Source organism: Sphingopyxis sp. Root1497 (assembly GCF_001427085.1).
Lineage (GTDB): Bacteria > Pseudomonadota > Alphaproteobacteria > Sphingomonadales > Sphingomonadaceae > Sphingopyxis.
Window position 1 is genome coordinate 36,651 of the sequence record NZ_LMGF01000002.1, and the last position, 20,946, is coordinate 57,596.

A 20,946-nucleotide genomic window follows, 5' to 3' on the forward strand; every position below is an offset into this window, starting at 1 on the left:
GCAATATCCAAAACGCCGTAGCGCGCTAGCTGAAATCGAGCTGGATGATCTGGCTCGGCGTCGCCCGGCAATACATTTCGACCGTCCGCGCCCCGTCGGGATAGGTCGCGGTCATCGCGGCGCGGATGCGCCAGCCGCCATTGCCCTGCTCCAGCGACACCAGCTTGTCATAGCTCAGCCGCGTGCCGCCGGTGACCCCGATCTGGCGTGCCGCGTCGTTCATGCAATTCTGCACCGACGGCCGCGCCGCGCTCGGCAACGCCGACAGGTTCGCGCTCAGCGTCGCCGGCGGTCCGGCGGGATAAGTGGCGGGCTCTTCGGTCGTGGTCTCTTCGCCCGCCGGGGNNCAGCCCGGTGCTCGGCCCCTTGTCCTTCTCGGGCCGGGGTCCGGGCAGCGGGGTCAGATTGTTGTAGCCATAGCCGAATTCGGCCCGGCAACCGTCGTTCACCCAGATATAGTTCGCGGTATAGCCCCATTGCCGCCCGTCGTTGCACTTGCCGCCGAGCCGCCGCACCAACTCGACGCGGTTGTTGGTCTGCACATTGCATTGTTCGTAGCGGCTGCCGCGCGATTCGCAGCGGATCGTCCCCGCATAATCGTCGACCGGCTGCGGCAGCGGCACCGGATAGCCGCCGCCATTGCCGTACCCATAGCCATAACCGAATTCGGCACGGCAGCCGCCCGACACCCAGATCTGGTTGGCGGTGAAGCCCCAGTCGCGCCCCTTCGAACAACGCCCGCCGATCACCCGGATCAGGTCGACGCGATTGTCGGTGCGCACATTGCAGCGCTGGAGCTTGTTCTTGCGCGATTCGCAGAGCAGCGTCCCGGCATAGCCCTGGTCGCGCGGCGGCTGGATCTGCGGGCCGCCCGAGCCGGGATAGGGATAGGTCGTCTGGGCAAGAACCGGCGGCGCGAGCTGCGCCATGATCAACGACGCCGACGTGGCGATGGTCGCGACAATATTCCTCATGCCCTTGCCCCTTCTGTTCTGAAAACCGACTCCGTCCAGTAACGTCCCTCTACTTCCCGATATTTGCACCAATGTTTCCACGTTTCGGTGCGCATTGCCATCGCAAAAGACCGGGTCCGGCAGGCAGGACTTAACCATGGGCGGCATCACTTCCCTTTCGGCGCAGCCTCGCTTAGGCTGCACCCTGCTATCCACCGCAACCGGAGGGCGGATGGTATCGCCATGATCGACCATCGGGGGCCGTGACAGTCATGCCGCGCAAACACATCATATTGCTCGTCCATGGAATCAGGACACACGCCAGTTGGTACGAACGCGCGCAACAGGTGTTTGCGCAACTCGGCGACATCGAAATCGAGCCGATAAAATACGGGCGCTTCGACCTCTTCCGTTTCCTGATCCCCGGCCCCTGGCGCCGCGGCCCGATCGACCGGTCGGAAGACCGGATGCTGCCCATCATCGACCGGGTCCGCAAAGAGGGCGGGCTGGTCAGCGTCATCGCGCACAGCAACGGGACCAATGTCGTCGCGACGCTGCTCAAGGAAAGCTACTTGTTCAAGATCGACAATCTGATCCTTTGCGGATCGGTGATCGATACCGATTTCGACTGGGAAGGCGTGTCGCACAAGGTCAGCGGCAAGATCATCAACGATTATGGCGTCCGCGACATCTGGCCCGCGGTCGCGAAATCCTTCACCTGGGGCTATGGCTATTCCGGCACCAACGGCTTCGGCGCGCCGGTCAAGGACCGGCTGCACGACACCACCCATTCGGCCTATTTCTCCAAGGACTTCATGGAGAAATACTGGATCAGCTTCTTCCGCGACGGGTCCATCGTTCGGCCGGAATATGGCGATGTCGAAATCCCCGAATCGCCATGGTGGTTCTATTTTTTCGAAGTCCCGTGGAAGTGGGTCATCGTGGCGCTGCTCGGGCTGCTGGCCTTTTTCGCCTGGTCGGGCGGCGGCGCGACGCCCGATGTTTCGCCCGGCGACGGCGGCGACCCGACGACCGCCGCACCGGCGACAGCCACGCCCGCGGATGGCGTCGCCCCCGCCCCAACCGGCCCGTCCGCCGAAACGACCGAGGGTCCGGCCTTGAGTCTCGCATGCGACCGCGGCTCCTATGTCGTGAATCTCGACGAACTCGGCCAACTGCGTAGCGATGCCGACCTCGTCAACACCGCGACATGGGTGAATATCGCGATCGGCGAACTAGGGCAGCGCGAATTTTCGGGGGACGAAGCGAACCCGCGCATCCTCGCCTATATGGCGACCGCCGAACCGAAATTCGCATCGGACGAGCAGCCGTGGAACAGCCAGTTCGTCAATTATGTGATGAACCGGGCGGGCAAGACCGGCACCAACAGCGGGCTGGCGCGGTCGTGGCTCAGCTGGGGCAAGGACGCCATTGCCGAAGTCGGCGAGCCGGTCGTCGGCTCGGTCGTGGTCACCAGCCGCGACGGGGTTCCCGGCGGGGGCGTCGCGGGTTTCTATCTGGGTTCCGCGCCCGATGGCGGCGTCCGGGTGCTCGCGGGCAATATCTGCAAGGAGGTGTCGATAGTCTCGGTGCCCGAAAGCAAGATCCTCGGCTATCGCCTGCCCTCGGACTGGCTCGGCCCCGCGCAATGAGCATCGCCCCCGCTTGCGCCACCGCCGCCATCCGCTAAAGACTGCGAATGGATCAAATCGTCATTCGCGGCGGCCAGCGACTCAAGGGCCGTATCCCCATTTCCGGCGCCAAGAACGCGGCGCTCACCCTGCTGCCCTGCGCGCTGCTCACCGACGAGCCGCTGACGCTGCGCAACCTGCCGCGGCTCGCCGACGTCGACGGCTTCGGCCACCTGCTCAACCAGCTCGGCTGTTCGACGACGATCGAGGGATCGCGGCCCGAGGATTTCGGCCGCGTGATGACCGCACGCACGACGACGCTGACCTCGACCGTCGCGCCTTACGATATCGTCCGCAAGATGCGCGCCTCGATCCTCGTCCTCGGCCCGCTGCTCGCGCGCGCCGGTGAAGCCACCGTCTCGCTGCCCGGCGGCTGCGCGATCGGCAACCGTCCGATCGATTTGCATCTCAAGGCGCTTGAAGCGCTGGGGGCCGAAATCGAACTCGCCTCGGGTTATGTGAAGGCGAGCGCGCCGGGCGGACGCCTGGCGGGCGGCAAATTCACCTTCCCCGTCGTCTCGGTCGGCGCGACCGAAAACGCGGTGATGGCCGCGGTGCTCGCCAAAGGCACGAGCGTCCTCGAAAATGCGGCGCGCGAGCCCGAGATCGTCGACCTGTGCAACTGCCTCGTCGCGATGGGCGCATCGATCGACGGCATCGGCACCGAAACATTGACCATCGAAGGCGTCGACCGCCTGCACGGCGCGACCTATCGCGTGATGGCCGACCGCATCGAGGCGGGTAGCTACGCCTGCGCCGCGGTGATCACCGAGGGCGACGTCGAACTGGTCGGCGCCAAGGCCGACGAGATGGAAGCGACATTGAGCGCGCTGCGCCAGGCCGGCGCGACGGTCGAGGCGACCAAGACCGGCATCCGCGTCGCGATGTCGGGCCGCGCCGAGCCGGTCACCCTGTCGACTGCGCCCTATCCCGGCTTTGCCACCGACATGCAGGCGCAGTTCATGGCGATGGCGACGCTGGGCAGCGGCGCCAGCCTGTTCACCGAAACCATCTTCGAAAACCGCTATATGCACGTCCCCGAGCTGGCCCGCATGGGCTGCGACATCGACGTGCGCGGCCGCAGCGCCGTGGTGCGCGGGGTCGATCATCTGGTCGGCGCCCCCGTCATGGCGACCGACCTGCGCGCCTCGATGAGCCTGATCATCGCAGGGTTGGCAGCGCAGGGCACCACCGAGGTCAATCGCGTCTACCACCTCGACCGCGGTTATGAGCGGCTGGAGGAGAAATTGCAGGCGGTCGGTGCCGATATCGAACGGATCAGCGCGGGCTAACGATCGGCGGTCAGATGCTCCGCCCGGCCATAGGGTCCGCGCGCATCGCCTTTTATCCAGTCGCCGAGCAACTTGAGGTACCCATCGGTGATCCGCGTGACGCTGCGCTCGCCATCCGGCCCGGTCGTAAATTCGAACATGCCATGGTCGGTTTGCGGAAAAAGATAGACGTCGATCGGCTTGCCCGCCTTCGCCAGCCCGAGCAGCGCGGCGCGGGTCGTTTCGATCGGCGCCTCGCGGTCCTCGCCCGCGAGCACCCACAGCAAAGGCGTGTCGAGTTTCCGCAGCGCCGCGACCGCGTCATAATCCCAGATCAGTTCCAGATTGTCGAAGCGCGCGCGGCCGAGGTGGCGCAATTCCTCATTCGTCATCCGCGCCATCGCGCCGCTATATTCACCCTCGATCTTCCCAGCCCATGGCTGCGCCGCCATCGCGCGCCGCGCCGCATCGAGTGCGTCATAACCGTCCCTGAAATCCGACAGCAGCAGCGTCGCGGTCGCCGCCGACAAGCGCGTCACCAGTGCCTCGGCATCCTTGCCCAGCCCCGCAGCGCGGACCTCCGACACCATCTGCTCGCGATCCTCCTCGATCGGCGAGGCGACGAGGCCGAAACCGACCGCGACGAAATCGGCCTTGCTGCGCGTCGCCGCGAGCGGGGCAACCCAGCCGCCCTGACTGCCGCCGAAAAAGCCCGCGCGGCCATGGCGACCCGCCGCCAGCCGGCGCGCGGTGTCGAGCGCCTTCGCAGCATCCGCCGCGAGCAGTTCGAAATTCTGCGTATACTCGCCCTCGGAGCCGCCGGTCCCGCGCTTGTCATAGACGAACACCGAAATCCCCTGCGCCGCCATCGCATAGCCATAGACGCCGCCGATCGGCGAGGTGCGTTCGGAGCCGTGCACCATGACCACCAGCGGCCGCCTGGCATCGGCGCCGGGCGGTTCGATCAGCAGGCCGGTCAGCCGGGTCCCGACGCTGTCGAATCTCGCCGGGGTCTCGCGGAAGGCGATCCGGCTCCAGCGCGCGCCCTGCACCTCGACCAAGCCGTCGCGGCACGCCAATGGCGCCGCCGCCTCGCTCGTCGCGCCGCGGCGCCCGTCGCGGAACAGATAGCGCAGCCCCGGTGCGGGGATGCTCGGCACCGGCGCGAGCACGACGAAATCGCCGTCGGCGGCGGCATAGGTGCCCGGCGCGCAGGCGGGCTGCGCGGCGGCGGGCGAGGAGAGGACGGCGAGCGCGGCGGCGAAAGCGAAGGCGATAGGATTCATGATCCTGTCTTTAGGACAGCCGCCGCGAAATCCGAACCGCCTTCGACCAAGGAAGATTGCCGATCGACGGCGGGGCGCGCATGGTCGCGGCATGACCCGTGCATCGCACCGCGCCGCCAAGGGGCTGCGCCAGTTCCTCGATCCCGAGCAGCAACACGGCTGGCTGGAAGGCGAGTATCGCCCGCCCGACGCCGACGAGCGGGCCGAATCGATCGAGCAACGCTTCAAATATGCGGCGCGCTTCGAAAAATTGCTGCGCCGCCCGCAAGCGGAAGACCTGCTGGCCATCCTCGGCCTGTACGCCGCCGCCTGCATCCCGGTGCCGCGCCGGACCGAGCGCCATTATTGGTCGGTCTCGTGCCTGCCCTCGACCTCGGACAAGCCGCTCGTCCGCGTCAATGCGAGCTGGATGGAGCTGTTCACCCTCTATGCCGGCGGCGACGATCTGCGGGCGCGGTTCATCGTCCATCTTTCGGATTTCACCGCCGACGGGTCGTGCGATCCCGAACAGGTGGACCACCCGCTGCTCGAGCGATGCGTCGCCGCGCCCGAGGATGTGAGCTGCTTCTTTCCGAACGGCGCCGATATGTTCGGGATCAGGGTCCGTAGTGCGGCGTCGATCCGCGCCTTTCTGTCAAACGCACATGCCTTGCGGGGCATTCGCGCCTTCAACCTGACGCATATGAATCGCGGCCGGAACGCCTATCAGGCGAGCCATTCATACAGCGTCGCGGACCATATGGTGGGCGAGGAGCGGTCCTGACGCGCTGGAGCGACCCGGTCAGTCGGCCTTGTCGACCGGCACCGACACCGTCCCGCCGCTGACCGAGGGCTTGTCGGGCCGCTTCGCCACCGCGATCGCCAGCCCAACCAGTGCCACCGCACCACCCGCGATCGACAGCGGCGCCCAGCGATAGCCCTCGAGCACGGTCGAGAATCCCATCGCGATGATCGGGATCAGCACGCTCGACCAGGCGGCCTGTCCCGGCCCGACCTCGCGAATGATGTTGAAATAAAGCGGAAAGGTGACCGCGCTCGCGATCACGCCCAGATAGAGCACCCCGGCGATATAGGCCGGTGTCGTCTCGATGACCGGCGGCCCCGTCGTGATCCATGCGAAGCTCGCATCGCCGAGCGCGCCGAACAGCATCGCCCAGGCGATCATCACCACCATCGATTGCGCACGCGCGATTTTTGCGCCCTGCATGACGTTCGAGGTCGATGCGCTCATCACCCCGCTCAAAGCCAGTACCGTGCCGAGCAGCACCTCGCCCGCCCCGACCGTCGCGGCGCGATATTCGTGGAGGATCATCATGCCAACCCCGACGATCGCGATTCCCGCCCCGGCGAGGAAGCGCCCCTCGACCTTCGTCTTGAGGAAGACGCGCCCGAGCAAGGTGTTCGGCACGATCAGCAGCGCGAACAGCACCGCGACGAGTCCCGAGGTGATATGCTGTTCGGACCGGTAGACGAAGTTGAAGTTGAACGCGAATTGAGCGAGGCCCAGCAGCGCCGCGAAGCCCCACGCCCAGCCCGATAGCAACAAGGATTCGCGCCGCCACAGCGCATAGGCGAACATCGCCGCCGCGCCGACGAAGAAACGATAAGCGACCGACCAGCTCGGCGGCACGACCCCCAGCTGCCCAGTGATGACGATCCACGTCGAGCCCCAGATCAGCGTGATGAACGCGAACGGCAGCAGGACGCGCGGCGTCAAAAGGCTGGGCTGCGCGCTCACAGCGCCGCGATGGCTGCCGCGAGCGGCGCGACGGCTTCGGCGTCCTGGTCCCAGCTCACCACCAGCCGCGCCGCGCCCTCGCCCCAGTCGTAGAAATCGAAGCCCTTGGCACGCAGGTCGGCGGCATCCTCGGCGCTGATCCGCACGAACAGCTCGTTCGCCTCGACCGGATACATCAGCCGGTCGCCGCATGCCGCCGCCAGCGCCGCCGCGCCGGCATTGGCGGCGCGCGCATTGGTCAGCCACAGATCGTCCTTGAGCATCGCGCGGATCTGCGCCGCGACGAAGCGCCCCTTGCTGAGCAGGTGGCCGCCGCGCTTCTTGAGTTCGCGCACGCCTGCGCCGCCGCTGCCGCCGAAGAAAACCAAAGCCTCGGCCATCATCGCGCCGTTCTTGGTGAAACCGAAGGACAGCGCATCGACCCCGGCACGCCAGGTCACATCGGCGGGCGCGCAACCCGCGAAGGCGACGGCATTGGCGAAACGCGCGCCGTCCATATGGAGCTTCAACCCCTTGCTCCTGGCGATCTCGCTGATCTCGCGCACCTCGTCGGGGCGCCAGGCGAGGCCGTATTCGGTCGCGTTGGTGATGCTGATCGCGGCGGGCTGCACCTGGTGGACGTCGTTGCGGATGCTGCGGATGCGCTCGCGCAGCGCGTCGGCGTCGATCTTCGCGCCCGGCCCGGGCAGCGTCATCAGCTTGGCGCCGCCCGAATAGAAGCTCGGCGCGCCGCATTCGTCGACCTCGATATGCGCCTCTTCATAACAGAGGATGCCCTGCCAGGGCCGCACGAAATGCGCGAGGATGATGCTGTTCGCGGCCGTGCCGGTCGGGATCCACACGACCTCGCAGTCGGTTTCGAACAGCTCCGAAAAGGTCGCGTCGAGCGACTGGCTGAGCGCGTCGCCGTCATAGGCGGTGTCGACGTGGTTGGCGGCCGCCAGCGCTTCCATCACCTTGGGATGGACGGTCGCGGCATTGTCGGAGAAGAAGCGGGTCGCGGTCATGTCGCGCCCTTAGCGCAGCGAAACGCGGCACGCCAGCGGGGCCTCAATGGCGGCGATAGACGTAACGTTTATAGGTCCGCGACCAACGCACCAAATAGCGCCCCGGCCAGATGAAGCGTGTGCGCATTCCGGTGCGATTGACGTTCAGCGCAAAGCGCGGAACCAGCACAGTGCGCCATTCCCAATCGTCGCGTTCGGAGGTCACGTCCTCCGCGTTCCATTCGTCCATGTCCGCTACCCCATTGGATGGTGGCAGCCTCTTCCCGACATTATCGTTCGATTGCCGGGACGGTACGTATCACGCACAGGGCGCCGGGTCGACCGCATGCGATCGATCCGGCCGCTCGCTGCGGCGATTCCTGCCCCGAACGGGTCGAAGCGTCAGCGGTCGCGCTTGGCCAGCAACTTCAGGCGCAGCGCGTTCAATTTGATGAAGCCCGCCGCATCTTTCTGGTCATAGGCGCCGGCATCGTCCTCGAAGGTCACATGGCGCTCGCTGTACAGGCTGTTCGGCGACTTGCGGCCGACGACGCTGGCATTGCCCTTGTAGAGCTTGAGCCGCACCGTGCCCGACACCTTTTCCTGGCTATGGTCGATCGCCGCCTGCAGCATCTCGCGCTCGGGGGCGAACCAGAAGCCGTTGTAGATGAGCTCGGCATATTTCGGCATCAGCTCGTCTTTCAGATGCGCGGCGCCACGATCGAGCGTGATGCTTTCGATGCCGCGATGCGCGCGAGCGTAGATTTCGCCGCCCGGGGTCTCGTACATGCCGCGCGATTTCATGCCGACGAAGCGGTTCTCGACGAGGTCGAGCCGGCCGATGCCATGCTTGCGGCCGAGCTCGTTGAGCGCCGTCAGCAAGGTGGCGGGCGACATCGCCTCGCCGTTCAGCGCGACGCCGTCGCCGCGTTCGAAATCGACCGTGATATATTCGGGAATGTCCGGCGCATCCTCGGGATTGACCGTGCGCGAATAGACATAATCGGGGGTCTCGTCCCACGGATTTTCGAGCACCTTGCCCTCGGACGAGGTGTGGAGCAGGTTCGCATCGGTCGAGAAGGGGCTTTCGCCGCGCTTGTCCTTGGGAACCGGAATCTGGTGCTTTTCGGCGAATTCGATCAGCGCGGTGCGGCTGGTCAGGTCCCATTCGCGCCAGGGCGCGATCACCTTGATGTCGGGGTTCAGCGCATAGGCGCTGAGTTCGAAACGCACCTGGTCGTTGCCCTTGCCGGTCGCGCCATGCGCCACGGCGTCGGCACCGACCTCCTTGGCGATCTCGACCAGCCGCTTGGAAATCAGCGGGCGCGCGATCGAGGTGCCGAGCAGATAGTCGCCCTCGTAGCGCGCATTGGCGCGCATCATCGGGAAAACGAAGTCGCGCACGAACTCCTCGCGGACATCGTCGATATAGATGTGCTCGGGCTTGATCCCCATCAGCTCGGCCTTGGCGCGCGCGGGTTCCAGCTCGTCGCCCTGCCCGAGGTCGGCAGTGAAGGTCACCACTTCGCAGCCATAGGTCACCTGCAGCCATTTCAGGATGACGCTGGTGTCGAGCCCCCCCGAATAGGCGAGGACGACGCGTTTGAAGGACTCGGACATGGGGCACACCTTTGGCGGGAAAAGACGCCGCGGCGCCTAACAGGCCCGCTTCGCGCACGCAACGCCTTGGCGCGTTCTTACAAGTTTCCGCGCCCGACATGCGGCATATTCGCGCGCGGGGACGCGCCCGTAGGAATATTGTCATGCGAATGCTTCTGACCCTCGCCGCGCCTTTTCTCGCGCTGGCCACGGCTTCCTCGACGATGAGCGGCGGCGGCGCGATGCCCGATCCGACGGTCGAATATAACCAGAATGTCGATTGCCATAACGCCTATGACCGGCTGGTGGCCGAGAAGAAGGCCGGCACCGCCCCGTCGGCAGCGGCCACTGCGTGGGCGCAAAGCTATGAGGCGGGCGCCAATGCCGGCACCCCCTGCCCCGCGCCGCTTGCCGAGATGACCGCGCGCGGCGGCAACTGGTATATCCGCACCACCGAAGGCCGCGACGCCGCGCTCGCCTATGCGCAGAAACAGAAGGATCCGGCCGCGCTCAGCGAGATCGGCCATGCGTGGATCAACAGCAGCGTTGCGGGCGGTACGCCGCAGGAGGGGCTGGCGCTGGTCCAGCAGGCCGCCGACCTCGGCGACCCGGTCGCGCTCTATTCGGTCGGCACGCTTTACGGCGCCGGGATCATCGGCGGCAAGAAAGACCCGGCCAAGGCCTTCGCGCTGCTCAGTCAGTCGGCCGCGGCGGGCCATATCGACGCCATCTATCGCACCGGACTCTATCATCTGGAGGGCATCGGGACGAAAAAGGACCCGAAGAAAGCCTTCGCCGCCTTCAAATCCGCCGCCGAGCGCGGGCATTTTTACGCGGTCATCATGGCGTTCGACATGATCAACAGCGGCACCGGCACCAGGAAGGATTTCGACCTCGCCTATCGTCTGTCGCGGATCGTCGCCGACCAGGGCGAACCCTATGGCGCCGTGATGGCGGCGTCGTCGTTGCTCCAGCTCAAGAACCCGCTGCCGCATGAAGACGAGATTCTCTATTGGATGGACGAAGGCATCGCGCGCGGCGACGACAACATCCGCAGCCAACTGATCCCGCTCCGCGCGCAGGTCGTCGGCGCCTTCACCAAGGCCAAGGCGCCCCCCGAGTACAAGCCGCGCGTGTTCAAGGCGTGCCCGATGAAGACCGTGTGCCTGGTGAACCATTATTCGGGGCTGCAAAGCTGCACCACGAACAAGGATTATTGGAGCGACTGCGACGGGTGAGTAATTCTCCCAATGGCCGCAGGGGGACCGCCGCCACAGGCGGTGGTGGAGGGGCCGAAAGGTCGCACGACGCCTGACGGCGTCGGGCCCTCCGTCACCCGCTTCGCGGCTGCCACCTCCCTATCGCTTCGCGACAGGGAGGATTGGTACGACACCCGTGTCCTTGCCTTCGGACAGGAAGGTACCGACGCGGTCGCCGCGCGGACGACCGTTGCGGATCGTGGCTAACGCTTTATCATTCTTTCCCGTCCACTTGTCCGGCGAGGAGAGATTTATGGACATCGCGACGCCGCCTAAAAAGACGCTCTGGTCGCGCGCCCGCGCGATGGCCGAGGCGGCGCCGCCGACACGCAATCGCTATGTCGATTTCCTGCGCGCTTTCTCGATCCTCGCGGTCGTCGTCGGCCACTGGCTCGTCGCCGCGCCCTATATGAAAGACGGCGCGGTCGAGGGCGGGCATCTGCTCGGCATCCTGCCCTGGACACAGTGGCTGACCTGGGGGTTCCAGGTCATGCCGCTCTTCTTCCTCGTCGGCGGTTTCTCGAACGGCCTGTCCTGGGCGGCGACGCAGCGAAACGGGGCGCGCTTCACGACCTGGTTCGCGGCGCGCGTCCGGCGACTGATCAACCCCGTGCTGCCGCTGCTGCTGATCTGGGCGCTGGTCACGCTGTTCGGCACGCAGGCCGGCATCGACCGCGCGGTGGTCAAGATGGCGGCGCAGCTCGCGCTCGTCCCTGTGTGGTTCCTCGCCGTCTATCTGATCGTCACCGCGCTGACCCCGTGGAGCCATGCGGCGTGGCGGCGCTTTGGCCTCACGTCTTTCTTCGCGCTCGTCGCGGCGGCGGTCGTGATCGACATCGCGACGCTGCAATATGGCATTCCCTATGTCAATTTCCTGAACTTCGTCTTCGTGTGGGTCGCGATCCACCAGCTCGGCTATGCCTGGCACGACGGGCGGATCGCCGCGCCGCTGCTCTGGGCGGCGGCGGGCCTGGTCGCGCTCGGGCTGCTCGTCGGCCTCGGCCCCTATCCGGTCGCGATGATCGGGGTGCCGGGTTCGGAGCTCAGCAATTCGATGCCGCCGACGCTGGCGCTGCTCGCGCTCGGCATCGCGCAAACCGGGCTCGCGCTCGCGCTCGAAAAACCCGCACGCAAGATGCTCGATGGCCGCACCGCATGGACGGCGGTGGTCCTGATCAACGGCATGATCATGACCGTCTATCTCTGGCACCTCACCGCCTTCGTGCTGGTGATGATCGCCGCCTGGCTGCTCGGCGGCATCGGCCTGCATGTCGAACCGGGAAGCACCGCATGGTGGCTGGCGCGCCCGATCTGGTTCGCGCTCTATATTGCGCTGCTCTTCCCCTTCATCCTGCTTTTCGCGCGCTACGAAAGCGGCGGCAAGACGGCCGAAGGCGACGTCACCCACGCCCGCCTGATCCTCGGCATGCTGATGATCTGCACCGGGCTCGCGATGACCGCCGCGATCAGCATCGCCAGTCCGCTGGGCGTCACCGGCGTTCGGCTATGGGTCGTTGCCCTGCCCTTCCTCGGCGCCGCGCTGGTCGGTTTCGGCCCCGCCGCGCGCCTGCTGATGCGCCGCGCCGAAACCTAGGAGAAGCGAGATGGCCAAGACCGAGATCAAGACCAAGGCGACCGAGGTGACCGTCGCCGACTATATCGCATCGCTCCCCGAAGAACGCCGCCGCGAGGAGGCACCGGTGATCGACGCGATCCATCGCCGCGTTACCGGCCTCGAACCGAAAATGTGGGGGCCGTCGATCATCGGTTATGGCAGCTACGACTATCATTATGACAGCGGCCATTCGGGCACGATGGCGCGCGCCGGATTCAGCCCGCGCAAGGCGGCGATCACCCTCTATCTGATGGAGGATTATGGCGAGCGCCAAGTCGAGGCCGACGCGCTGTTCGCGGCGCTTGGCAAGCATAAGACGAGCAAGGTCTGCCTCTATATCAACAAGCTGGGCGACGTCGATCTGGGCGTGCTGGAAAAGCTGGTCGCGCTGACCTGGGACGCGATGAACGCGCGCTATACGAAGTAAAATATCGTCATTGCGAGCGTAGCGAAGCAATCCAGAGTAGGAGTAAACCGCTCTGGATTGCTTCGCTACGCTCGCAATGACGACATCATGGGGACCCTAAATCCCCGCATACCATTCATAATCGATGCGGTCCTCCCAATAGCCACCCTTGCCTGCCCCAATGCCGCCGAGGCTGGCGACCGCCTCGATCCCGGTGACATATTTGGCGTGCTTGTAGCCGAGCTGACGCTCGATCCGCAGCCGCAGCGGCGCGCCATTGGCGATCGGCAGCAGTTCGCGGTTGAGCGCCCACGCCAGGATCGTCTGCGGGTGCAGCGCGTCGATCAGGTCGCAGCTTTCATAATAGAGCGCGTCGCCGATCCGGTCGGCGCAGCGAAAGACGATGAAGCGCGCGGCGTCCTTGATCTGCGCGGCGGCGAGGATGCGGCTGAGCTGCACCCCGGTCCATTCGCCGATCGCGCTCCACCCCTCGACACAGTCGTGGCGGGTGATCTGGCTCCGCTGCGGCATCGTACGGATATCGGCCATCGACAGCGACAGGGGCTTGGCCACCAGCCCCGTCACCACGACGCGCCAGTCGGCGAACCCGCTTGCGGCATGGCCGGCATAGGCCGCGCCCGGCGGCAGCTTCGTCCCGTTCGAGCGGAACACCGGCGACAGGTCGGCGCGGCCGAACTCGCGCGCCAGCGCGTCGCGGTCCATCAGCGCGCGCTGGCTGCCGCGATGCATGTCCTCGCCCATCGACAATATCTTGCGCGTGATCGGTGCCTCGTTGATCGCGTCGCATCCGGCCAGCAACGGCAACGCACCGGCCGCCGCGACCAACCCGCCCGCACGGGCGATCAACTGGCGGCGGGGCAAGATGAGGCCGCTCATTCGTCCCTCTCCGGCGGCAGGCGGAACCAGCCGCTGACCATCGAGCGGATCTCGTTCACCGGTCCCGCGAGCAGCACCATGACGATATGGACGAGGAAGAAGGCCACGAGCAGCCACGCCGCGATGAAATGGAGCGAACGCGCCGACTGGCGCCCGCCGAAGATATCGAGCAACCACGGCCACGCCGCGCCCATCCCCGGTGACATCGTCAGTCCGGTGAAGATCATCAGCGGCAGCAGGACAAAGATCACCCCGATGTAGCTCAGCTTCTGCAGGATATTATAGCGCGCCGCCGCCTCCCCCTTGGGAAAGCGCAGCCGGACATGATCCCTGATGTCGTGCCAGATATGACGCGGCGACCATTCGTGCCGCCGGACGTGCAGGTCGCGTCGCAAATGCCCGCCGATCGCGGTCCAGATCATATAGAGCGTCAGCCCGATCGCGAGCACCCAGGCAAAGAACAGATGCCAACGTCGCCCGTCGGCAAGGCTGTATTTGGTGGGGATCGTCGCCCAGCCCGGGAAGGCCCAGGTCTGTTCGACGCCCTTGGCATCAGTCCAGCGCCCGAGCACCCCCGTCGTCTCGATCCGCGTCTCGCCGATCCGCACGAATCCCGTCGTCGGCGTCGCCCCGACCGCGAACCAGGCATGGTCGGGGTTGGCCCCATATTGCCCCCAATAGAGGCGCGGATGGGCGTTGAAGATCATCAGCCCGCTCATCAGCAGGATGAGCAGCGTGACGGCATTGACCCAATGCCAGATGCGCGTCGGCAGCCGGTGGCGATAGACGCGCCGCGGCTGCTCCGCGCCGGGCGGAACGGTGGGGGCTTCAGGCTGGGCCATATCCCCCATTCGCTTCGTTCCTCGCTTTGGTTACGCCGCGACCTCGGTCGCGAACTGCGCGCGATATTGGTTCCTGAGCGACACCTTGTCGATCTTTTCGCTGCCGAGTTTGGGCAGCGCCGCGTTCGACATCCAGATCTTGTACGGCACCTTGTACGGCGCCAGCCGCGCGCTGAGGAACGAACACATCGCGCCGTCGTCGACCGTCGACCCGGGCTTCACCCAGATCACCGCGCCGACGACCTCGCCCAACCGCTCGTCGGGCAGACCGAACACCGCGCATTCATTGACGTCGGCATGTTCGTAGATCGCCGCCTCGACTTCCTGACAGCTGATATTCTCACCGCCGCGGATGATGATGTCCTTCTTGCGGTCGACGATGAACAGATAGCCGTCCTCGTCAACGTAACCGAGGTCGCCCGAACGGAAATAGCCGCTGTCGAAAAACGCCGCCTTCGTCGCTGCCGGGTTGTTCCAATAGCCCTCGAAATTGGCAACCGAACGCATGCACACCTCGCCGACCCCGCCCTGCGGCAGTTCGTCGCCATTGTCGTCGAGGATCGCGAGATCGACCAGCGGCTTCGACGCCGGGCCGGTGGACATCGGCTTGGCGAGATAATTTTCGTTGATAATGCCGCAACCGACCGCATTGGTTTCGGTCAGCCCGTACCCGAGCAGGGGCTTGGCATCGCCCATCTCTTCGGACAGCCGCTTCACATGTTCGGGCGGGCGCGGGGCGCCGCCGCCGGCGTAGCTCTTGCACGTCGACAGGTCGTAGTTCTTGCGGTTCGGATGGGTCAGAATCTCATAGCTCATCAGCGGCACGCCGACGAAATAATTGCACTGCTCATCCTGGATCAGCCGCATTGCCTCTTCGGCGTTCCACTTGGGCATCAGAACGAGTTTCCGCCCCAGCGCCATGCTCTGCAGGAACACCGGGATTTCGGCGGTGACGTGGAACAGCGGCGTGCAGATCAGGGTCGCGGGCTGAATGTCCGACATCAAGCCGTCCTGCGTCAACAGGTGCACGATGCTCGCGGTCTGGGTCACATAGTTGAAGATCGCCTGCACCACCGCCTCGTGGCGCGAATAGGCGCCCTTCGACTGGCCGGTCGACCCCGAGGTGAAGAGGATCGTCGCCAGATCCTGCCCGGTCAGCACCGGCAAAACCGTCTCGGCGCTGCCGCCCGCCGACGTGATCGGTGCGATCGCTTCATCGATCGGCTGCGACAGGTCGAGCGTGACGACCTTCGCGCCATGGGCGACCTCCGCGAGTCGCGCGGCGCGCTGGACGTCGGCGATCACCAGTTTCGCCTCGCTGTCGGCGATGCCGGCGGCCAGCTCACCGCCCTGCCACCAGCCATTGAGCAAGGTCGCGCAGCCGCCCGCGAGCAGTACGCCGATATAGGTGACGCACCAGGCATTGGCGTTGCGCATCGCGATGCCGACGCGGTCGCCGCGCTCGACGCCATGGCCCTCGATCAATCCCGCCGCGACCTTGCGCGCCGCGGCATAGACCTGGCCGAAGTTTAGCCGCTCGTCGCCCTCGACGAGGAAGGTCGCATCGGCATGCTGCGCAGCAAAAAACGCAACATAATCGGCAAGGTTGGTCGGCGCGTTCGTAATAAAGGGAAGGTCCCGGCCAAAACGTTCGACCGTTCCGACCTGGATCGGGCCGCCGGGACCCGTGATCAGATTATAGGCGGCTTCCAGGCGCAAATCGAGCGCGGATGGCATCGGGCATCTCTCCTCTTGGTCTCGCTCGCCATACCCCTTATGGGGAGGCCTCTCCTGGGGAAGGACAGCGCGACTATATGTTTCTTTTTGCAACCTTAGCCGAAGCAACGCAATATGTGAACTTCCACGATCTCATGGGGGAAAACTCCGAGATCGCGTTCAGCGTCTTCGGCTGGCCGATCCGCTGGTATGCGCTCGCCTATCTCGCCGGCATCTTCCTCGGTTACTGGTATCTGCTCAAGCTGATCGACCAGCCCGGCGCCCCGATGGCGCGCCGCCACGCCGACGACATGATCTTCTATGCGATGCTCGGCATCATCCTCGGCGGCCGCCTCGGCTATGTGCTCTTCTACAATCTGGAAGCCTATATCCAAAAGCCCGCGACGATCTTCAAATTGTGGGACGGCGGCATGTCGCTGCACGGCGGCGTCATCGGCGTGCTGATCGCGATCTGGTATGTGACGCGCAAGGAAAAGCTCAGCTTCCTGCGCTTCTGCGACTATGTCGCGTGCGTCATCCCCTTCGGCCTGTTCCTCGGCCGCATCGCCAATTTCGTCAACGGCGAGCTGTGGGGGCGCATTTCCTATGTTCCCTGGGCGATCATCTTCCCCGGCGAGGCCGGCCCGCTGCCGCGCCATCCGAGCCAGCTCTACGAAGCCGGCCTCGAAGGGCTGCTGATGATGGCGGTCCTCACCTGGCTCTTCTGGCGTACCGATGCGCGCTACAAGCCGGGCCTGCTCGTCGGCATGGCGTCGATCATCTATGGCGTCAGCCGCTTCGCGGTCGAGTTCGTCCGCAACCCCGACAGCCAGCGGATGTGGGTCGTCGAAAGCACCGGGCTGTCGATGGGGCAATGGCTCACCGTGCCGATGATCGTGATCGGCCTGTGGCTGGTCCTCACCGCCAAGCGCCGCCGCCAGCGCGTCGAACCGATCGCCGGGCCCGACAGCGTTGCCTGACGAGAGTCCGCTCGAAAGCCTCTGGACGGACGGCCCGGTCAGCCTCGCCGACTATATGGCGGCGGCGAACGGCCATTATTACGCGGCCCGCGACCCGCTCGGCGCCGCGGGCGATTTCACGACGGCGCCCGAGATCAGCCAGATGTTCGGCGAACTCGTCGGCATCTGGTGCGCCGACCTGTGGGACCGCGCGGGGCGCCCTGCCTTTCGCTATGTCGAACTCGGCCCCGGCCGGGGTACCCTCGCCGCCGATGCGCTGCGCGCGATGCGGCGCTTCGGCTGCGACCCCGTCGGCGTCGAACTGGTCGAAACCAGCCCGGCGCTGCGTGCGGCGCAATTGTCGCGCGTCCCCGACGGAACGCACCATGACACGATCGAAAGCCTGCCCGGCGACGCGGTGCTGCTCATCGTCGCCAACGAGTTTTTCGACGCGCTGCCGATCCGCCAGTTCGTCGCGACCCCAGAGGGTTGGCGCGAGCGGCTGGTCGCACGCGACGGCGCGCGGCTCGTGACGCAGCATGGCGACACCCCGGTCGACGCCGACGTCGCGCCCCTGCTCCGCACCCAGCCCGTCGGGACGGTCGTCGAAACCAGCCCCGCCGCGTCCGCGGTCATGCACGGCTGCGCGCTGCGCATCGCACACAACGGCGGGGCGATGCTCGCGATCGATTACGGCTATCGCGGCCCCGCGGCGGGAGGCACGCTGCAGGCGGTATCGAGCCACCGCTACGCCGACCCCTTCGAGCGCGCCGGCGAGATCGACCTCACCGCGCATGTCGATTTCACCGCACTCACCGCGGCGGCGCGGCGCGGCGGGCTCACCGTCGCCGGTCCCGTCGGCCAGGGCCTGTGGCTCCAGCGGCTCGGCATCGACGCACGGCTCCAATCGCTGATCGCCGCCTCGCCCGCCCGCGCCGAAGAACTCGAGGGCCAGCGCCACCGCCTCGTCGAGGCGGGCGAGATGGGCGAATTGTTCCAGATCCTCACCGCCTTCGACCCCGCCTGGCCCCACCCCGCAGGATTTGCCGCATGATCGTCCTCACCCCCGCCACCATCGCCGACGCCGAAGCGCTGTCGGCATTCGCCAATACGGCCTTTACCGCCACCTTCGGGCATATCTACGACCCCGCCGACCTCGCGCTCTTCCTGTCGACATGGAACCCGCCCGACCGGTTCCGCGCCCAGATCGCCGATCCCGACTGGTCGATCGCGATGGTCCGCGACGATGCCGGCGCGATCCTCGGTTACGCCAAGATGGGCCCGCTCGACTTCGAGCTTCCCGCCGACCAGCCGACCGACGACGCGGTCGAACTCCACCAGATCTATCTCGCCGACGCCGCCAAGGGTACCGGCGTCGCCACCGCGCTGATGGACTGGGGCATCGCTTGGGCTCGCGCCCGCGCCTCGATCCTCTATCTCTCGGTCTTTACCGACAATCCGCGCGCACAGGCGGTGTACCGCCGCTATGGTTTCTACGACGTCGGCCGCAATGCGTTTCGTGTCGGCAACCATGTCGACGAAGACCGCTTCTTCCGGCTCGACCTGTGAGCGTCCCCTTCGTCCGGTCCGACGCGCTCGCCGACGTCCCCCATGGTTTCTTCGGCCGGCGCGGCGGCGTCTCGACCGGCGACCTCGCGTCGCTCAACTGCGGCCTCGGATCGGACGATGACCCGGCGCTGATCGCCGAGAACCGCCGCCGCGTTGCCGAAGCCATGTTGCGCGGCGCTGCGCTGACCGGACTCTATCAGGTCCATGGCAATCGCTGCGTGGTCGTCGACGGCGAAACCGACCTCGCTGCCCGCCCCGAGGCCGACGCGCTCGCGACCCGGACGCCCGGCCTGTTGCTCGGCATCCTGACCGCCGATTGCGTCCCCGTCCTTTTCGCCGACCGCCAAGCCGGCGTCGTCGGTGCAGCGCATGCCGGCTGGAAGGGCGCGCTCGCCGGGGTGACCGACGCGACGCTGACCGCGATGGAAAGCCTCGGCGCCGCGCGCGCCAATATCGCGGTCGCGATCGGCCCGTGCATCGGGCGCGCCTCCTACGAGGTCGACGAAGGCTTCGTCGCTACCTTCCTGACCGACGACCCCGCCAACGAGCGCTTCTTCGCCGCCGGCAAGCCCGGTCATGCGATGTTCGACATCGCGGCCTATGTCGCCGCGCGCCTCGCCGCCGCCGGGGTGACGCGAATTGCCATCGGCGGGCACGACACCTATGCCGAAGCCGAGGATTATTTCAGCTATCGCCGCGCCTGCCATAAAGCCGAGAACAGCTATGGCCGCCAGCTATCGGTGATCGGAATCCGCTGATACATAATCATCCGTCATCCCGGCGAAGGCCGGGATCTCAGCCCCGCATCGTGACGCGCCGGCGAGAGCCCGGCCTTCGCCGGGGTGACGGCAAAAAAGGGGGATGCGGATGAAGAGCCTGGCGATACCGCGCAAACGGCTGGTTTCGATCGTCGGCGGGTCGCTCGGCAATCTGGTCGAATGGTACGACTGGTTCGCCTACGCCTCTTTCGCGATCTATTTCGCGCCCGTCTTCTTCCCCAAGGCCGACCCCACCGCGCAGTTGCTGAGCACCGCCGCGATCTTTGCCGTCGGTTTCATCATGCGGCCGATCGGCGCCTGGGTGATGGGGCGGTTCGCCGACACGCGCGGGCGCAAGGCGGGGCTGTCGCTGTCGGTCGCCTTGATGTTCAGCGGCTCCTTGCTGATCGCCGTCGCCCCCACCTATGCGGTCGCCGGGCTGCTCGGCCCCGCAACGCTGCTCGTCGCGCGCATGCTACAGGGCCTGTCGCTCGGCGGCGAATATGGCGCCAGCGCCACCTATCTCTCCGAGATGGCGCCGCGCAAGAATCGCGGTTTCTGGGCCAGCTTCCAATATATGACGCTGATCGGCGGCCAGCTTTGCGCGATCTTCGTCGCGGTGGTGCTGCAGGGCTTTTTGACCGAGGAGCAACTCACCGCCTGGGGCTGGCGCATTCCCTTCGTCATCGGGGCGCTGCTTGCGCTCGGCGTCTATGTACTCCGCCGCAACCTCGCCGAAACGCCGTCGTTCCAGAATCAGGCGGTCGACCGCCCCGCCTCGACCGCGAAGCTGTTGTGGAAAGAGCATCGCCGCGAATCGATCCTCGTCGGCATCTTGTCGGCGGGCGGTGGGCTCGGCGCTTACACCTACACCAGCTATATGCAGAAATATCTGTTCAACACCGTGGGCTTCGACAAGGCGACCGCGACCTATATCATCGCCGCCGTCCTCCTCTGGTTTACCGCGATGCAGCCGGTGTTCGGCGCGCTCGCCGACAAATTCGGGCGCAAGCCGATGCTGCTGCTGTTCGGAATCGGCGGCGCGATTGCCGCGGTGCCGACCTTCCTGACGCTCGAGACGGTGACCTCGCCGATCGTCGCGACGCTGCTGATCATGGTCCCGATCACCCTGCAAAGCGGCTACAGCGCCAACAATGCGCTGGTGAAGGCCGAACTGTTCCCCGCACATATCCGGGGTCTTGGAGTCGCCCTCCCATACGCGATCGGCAACGCGATGTTCGCGGGAACGCTCGAAATGGTCGCGCTCGGACTGAAGGGCGCGGGGGTCGAGTGGCTGTTTTATTTCTACGTCGCCTTCATCATCGCCGCCGCAGGCGTCGCAACGCTGATGCTCCCCGAAACGAAGGATCGCAGCCTGATCGTCGAGGATTGACCAATCGC

At 66.0% G+C, this 20,946-nt stretch carries 20 protein-coding genes and 1 pseudogene; 11 read left to right on the forward strand and 10 right to left on the reverse strand.

The window, feature by feature from the left end:
• Positions 1-25 precede the first annotated feature (25 nt).
• Together ASD67_RS23580 and ASD67_RS23965 are read right to left on the reverse strand one after the other, a co-directional pair.
• A partial coding sequence (locus ASD67_RS23580) for a hypothetical protein (protein WP_235535543.1) occupies positions 26-345 on the reverse strand: 320 nt, incomplete at its 5' end.
• A 2-nt stretch (positions 346-347) separates the two neighbouring features.
• Positions 348-1,208: pseudogene (locus tag ASD67_RS23965) on the reverse strand (DUF3011 domain-containing protein); the annotation flags it as partial.
• Between the two features lie 17 nt (positions 1,209-1,225).
• Here ASD67_RS23965 and ASD67_RS02830 point away from each other — a divergent pair.
• Both ASD67_RS02830 and murA read left to right on the forward strand, forming a co-directional pair.
• Positions 1,226-2,605, forward strand: coding sequence for a TIGR02594 family protein (locus tag ASD67_RS02830; RefSeq protein WP_056343072.1), 1,380 nt, complete (start codon positions 1,226-1,228; stop codon positions 2,603-2,605).
• 47 nt (positions 2,606-2,652) lie between these two features.
• A complete protein-coding gene (murA, locus tag ASD67_RS02835) occupies positions 2,653-3,936 on the forward strand; it encodes a UDP-N-acetylglucosamine 1-carboxyvinyltransferase (protein ID WP_056343074.1) in 1,284 nt (427 codons plus the stop codon).
• Here murA and ASD67_RS02840 read toward each other — a convergent pair.
• Entirely contained in the window at positions 3,933-5,201 is a 1,269-nt protein-coding gene (locus tag ASD67_RS02840; RefSeq protein ID WP_056343076.1) for an alpha/beta hydrolase family protein, read from the reverse strand. The genes murA and ASD67_RS02840 overlap by 4 nt on opposite strands.
• Before the next feature lie 91 nt (positions 5,202-5,292).
• Between ASD67_RS02840 and ASD67_RS02845 the strand changes: the two genes are divergently transcribed.
• Positions 5,293-5,964, forward strand: a complete 672-nt coding sequence (locus ASD67_RS02845; protein ID WP_056343078.1) for a hypothetical protein — start codon at positions 5,293-5,295, stop codon at positions 5,962-5,964.
• An 18-nt stretch (positions 5,965-5,982) separates the two neighbouring features.
• Here ASD67_RS02845 and ASD67_RS02850 read toward each other — a convergent pair whose 3' ends face one another.
• From ASD67_RS02850 to ASD67_RS02865, 4 genes are all read right to left on the reverse strand, one after another.
• Complete coding sequence (locus ASD67_RS02850) at positions 5,983-6,939, reverse strand: DMT family transporter (protein ID WP_056343080.1); 957 nt, start codon at positions 6,937-6,939, stop codon at positions 5,983-5,985.
• Positions 6,936-7,946, reverse strand: coding sequence for a threonine aldolase family protein (locus ASD67_RS02855; protein ID WP_056343083.1), 1,011 nt, complete (start codon positions 7,944-7,946; stop codon positions 6,936-6,938). The genes ASD67_RS02850 and ASD67_RS02855 overlap by 4 nt, the downstream gene beginning before the upstream one ends.
• A 43-nt stretch (positions 7,947-7,989) precedes the next feature.
• Entirely contained in the window at positions 7,990-8,175 is a 186-nt protein-coding gene (locus ASD67_RS02860) for a hypothetical protein (RefSeq protein WP_056343085.1), read from the reverse strand.
• Between the two features lie 152 nt (positions 8,176-8,327).
• Positions 8,328-9,545, reverse strand: a complete 1,218-nt coding sequence (locus ASD67_RS02865; RefSeq protein WP_056343088.1) for an argininosuccinate synthase — start codon at positions 9,543-9,545, stop codon at positions 8,328-8,330.
• 143 nt (positions 9,546-9,688) lie between these two features.
• On the opposite strand from ASD67_RS02865, the gene ASD67_RS02870 reads away from it, so the two are divergent.
• The 3 genes from ASD67_RS02870 to ASD67_RS02885 all read left to right on the forward strand — a co-directional run bounded on the left by ASD67_RS02870 (position 9,689) and on the right by ASD67_RS02885 (position 12,825).
• Entirely contained in the window at positions 9,689-10,762 is a 1,074-nt protein-coding gene (locus ASD67_RS02870; RefSeq protein ID WP_162248532.1) for a tetratricopeptide repeat protein, read from the forward strand.
• Positions 10,763-11,036: 274 nt separating this feature from the next.
• A complete protein-coding gene (locus ASD67_RS02880) occupies positions 11,037-12,377 on the forward strand; it encodes an acyltransferase family protein (RefSeq protein ID WP_056343095.1) in 1,341 nt (446 codons plus the stop codon).
• Between the two features lie 10 nt (positions 12,378-12,387).
• Positions 12,388-12,825, forward strand: coding sequence for a DUF1801 domain-containing protein (locus ASD67_RS02885; RefSeq protein WP_056343097.1), 438 nt, complete (start codon positions 12,388-12,390; stop codon positions 12,823-12,825).
• Positions 12,826-12,921: 96 nt separating this feature from the next.
• On the opposite strand, the gene ASD67_RS02890 is transcribed toward ASD67_RS02885, so the two are convergent.
• Genes ASD67_RS02890 through ASD67_RS02900 form a run of 3 tightly spaced genes read right to left on the reverse strand, consistent with a single transcriptional unit; the run spans position 12,922 to position 16,280 of the window.
• Positions 12,922-13,701: a molybdopterin-dependent oxidoreductase gene (locus ASD67_RS02890; RefSeq protein WP_082544808.1), complete on the reverse strand. Its 780-nt coding sequence runs from the start codon at positions 13,699-13,701 to the stop codon at positions 12,922-12,924.
• Positions 13,698-14,543, reverse strand: coding sequence for a cytochrome b/b6 domain-containing protein (locus ASD67_RS02895; RefSeq protein ID WP_056343098.1), 846 nt, complete (start codon positions 14,541-14,543; stop codon positions 13,698-13,700). The genes ASD67_RS02890 and ASD67_RS02895 overlap by 4 nt, the downstream gene beginning before the upstream one ends.
• Before the next feature lie 30 nt (positions 14,544-14,573).
• On the reverse strand, positions 14,574-16,280 hold the full coding sequence (locus ASD67_RS02900; RefSeq protein WP_056343100.1) for a class I adenylate-forming enzyme family protein: 1,707 nt from the start codon (positions 16,278-16,280) through the stop codon (positions 14,574-14,576).
• A gap of 77 nt (positions 16,281-16,357) precedes the next feature.
• Here ASD67_RS02900 and lgt point away from each other — a divergent pair, with 77 nt between their 5' ends.
• From lgt to ASD67_RS02925, 5 genes are all read left to right on the forward strand, one after another.
• Complete coding sequence (gene lgt, locus ASD67_RS02905) at positions 16,358-17,239, forward strand: prolipoprotein diacylglyceryl transferase (RefSeq protein ID WP_056343107.1); 882 nt, start codon at positions 16,358-16,360, stop codon at positions 17,237-17,239.
• A complete protein-coding gene (locus ASD67_RS02910; protein WP_056343109.1) occupies positions 17,232-18,272 on the forward strand; it encodes a class I SAM-dependent methyltransferase in 1,041 nt (346 codons plus the stop codon). Before lgt ends, ASD67_RS02910 begins: the two co-directional genes overlap by 8 nt.
• Positions 18,269-18,787: a GNAT family N-acetyltransferase gene (locus tag ASD67_RS02915; protein ID WP_056343112.1), complete on the forward strand. Its 519-nt coding sequence runs from the start codon at positions 18,269-18,271 to the stop codon at positions 18,785-18,787. The genes ASD67_RS02910 and ASD67_RS02915 overlap by 4 nt, the downstream gene beginning before the upstream one ends.
• Complete coding sequence (pgeF, locus tag ASD67_RS02920) at positions 18,784-19,545, forward strand: peptidoglycan editing factor PgeF (protein WP_056343118.1); 762 nt, start codon at positions 18,784-18,786, stop codon at positions 19,543-19,545. The genes ASD67_RS02915 and pgeF overlap by 4 nt, the downstream gene beginning before the upstream one ends.
• A 109-nt stretch (positions 19,546-19,654) precedes the next feature.
• Positions 19,655-20,938, forward strand: coding sequence for an MFS transporter (locus ASD67_RS02925; protein WP_156377549.1), 1,284 nt, complete (start codon positions 19,655-19,657; stop codon positions 20,936-20,938).
• Positions 20,939-20,946 lie beyond the last annotated feature (8 nt).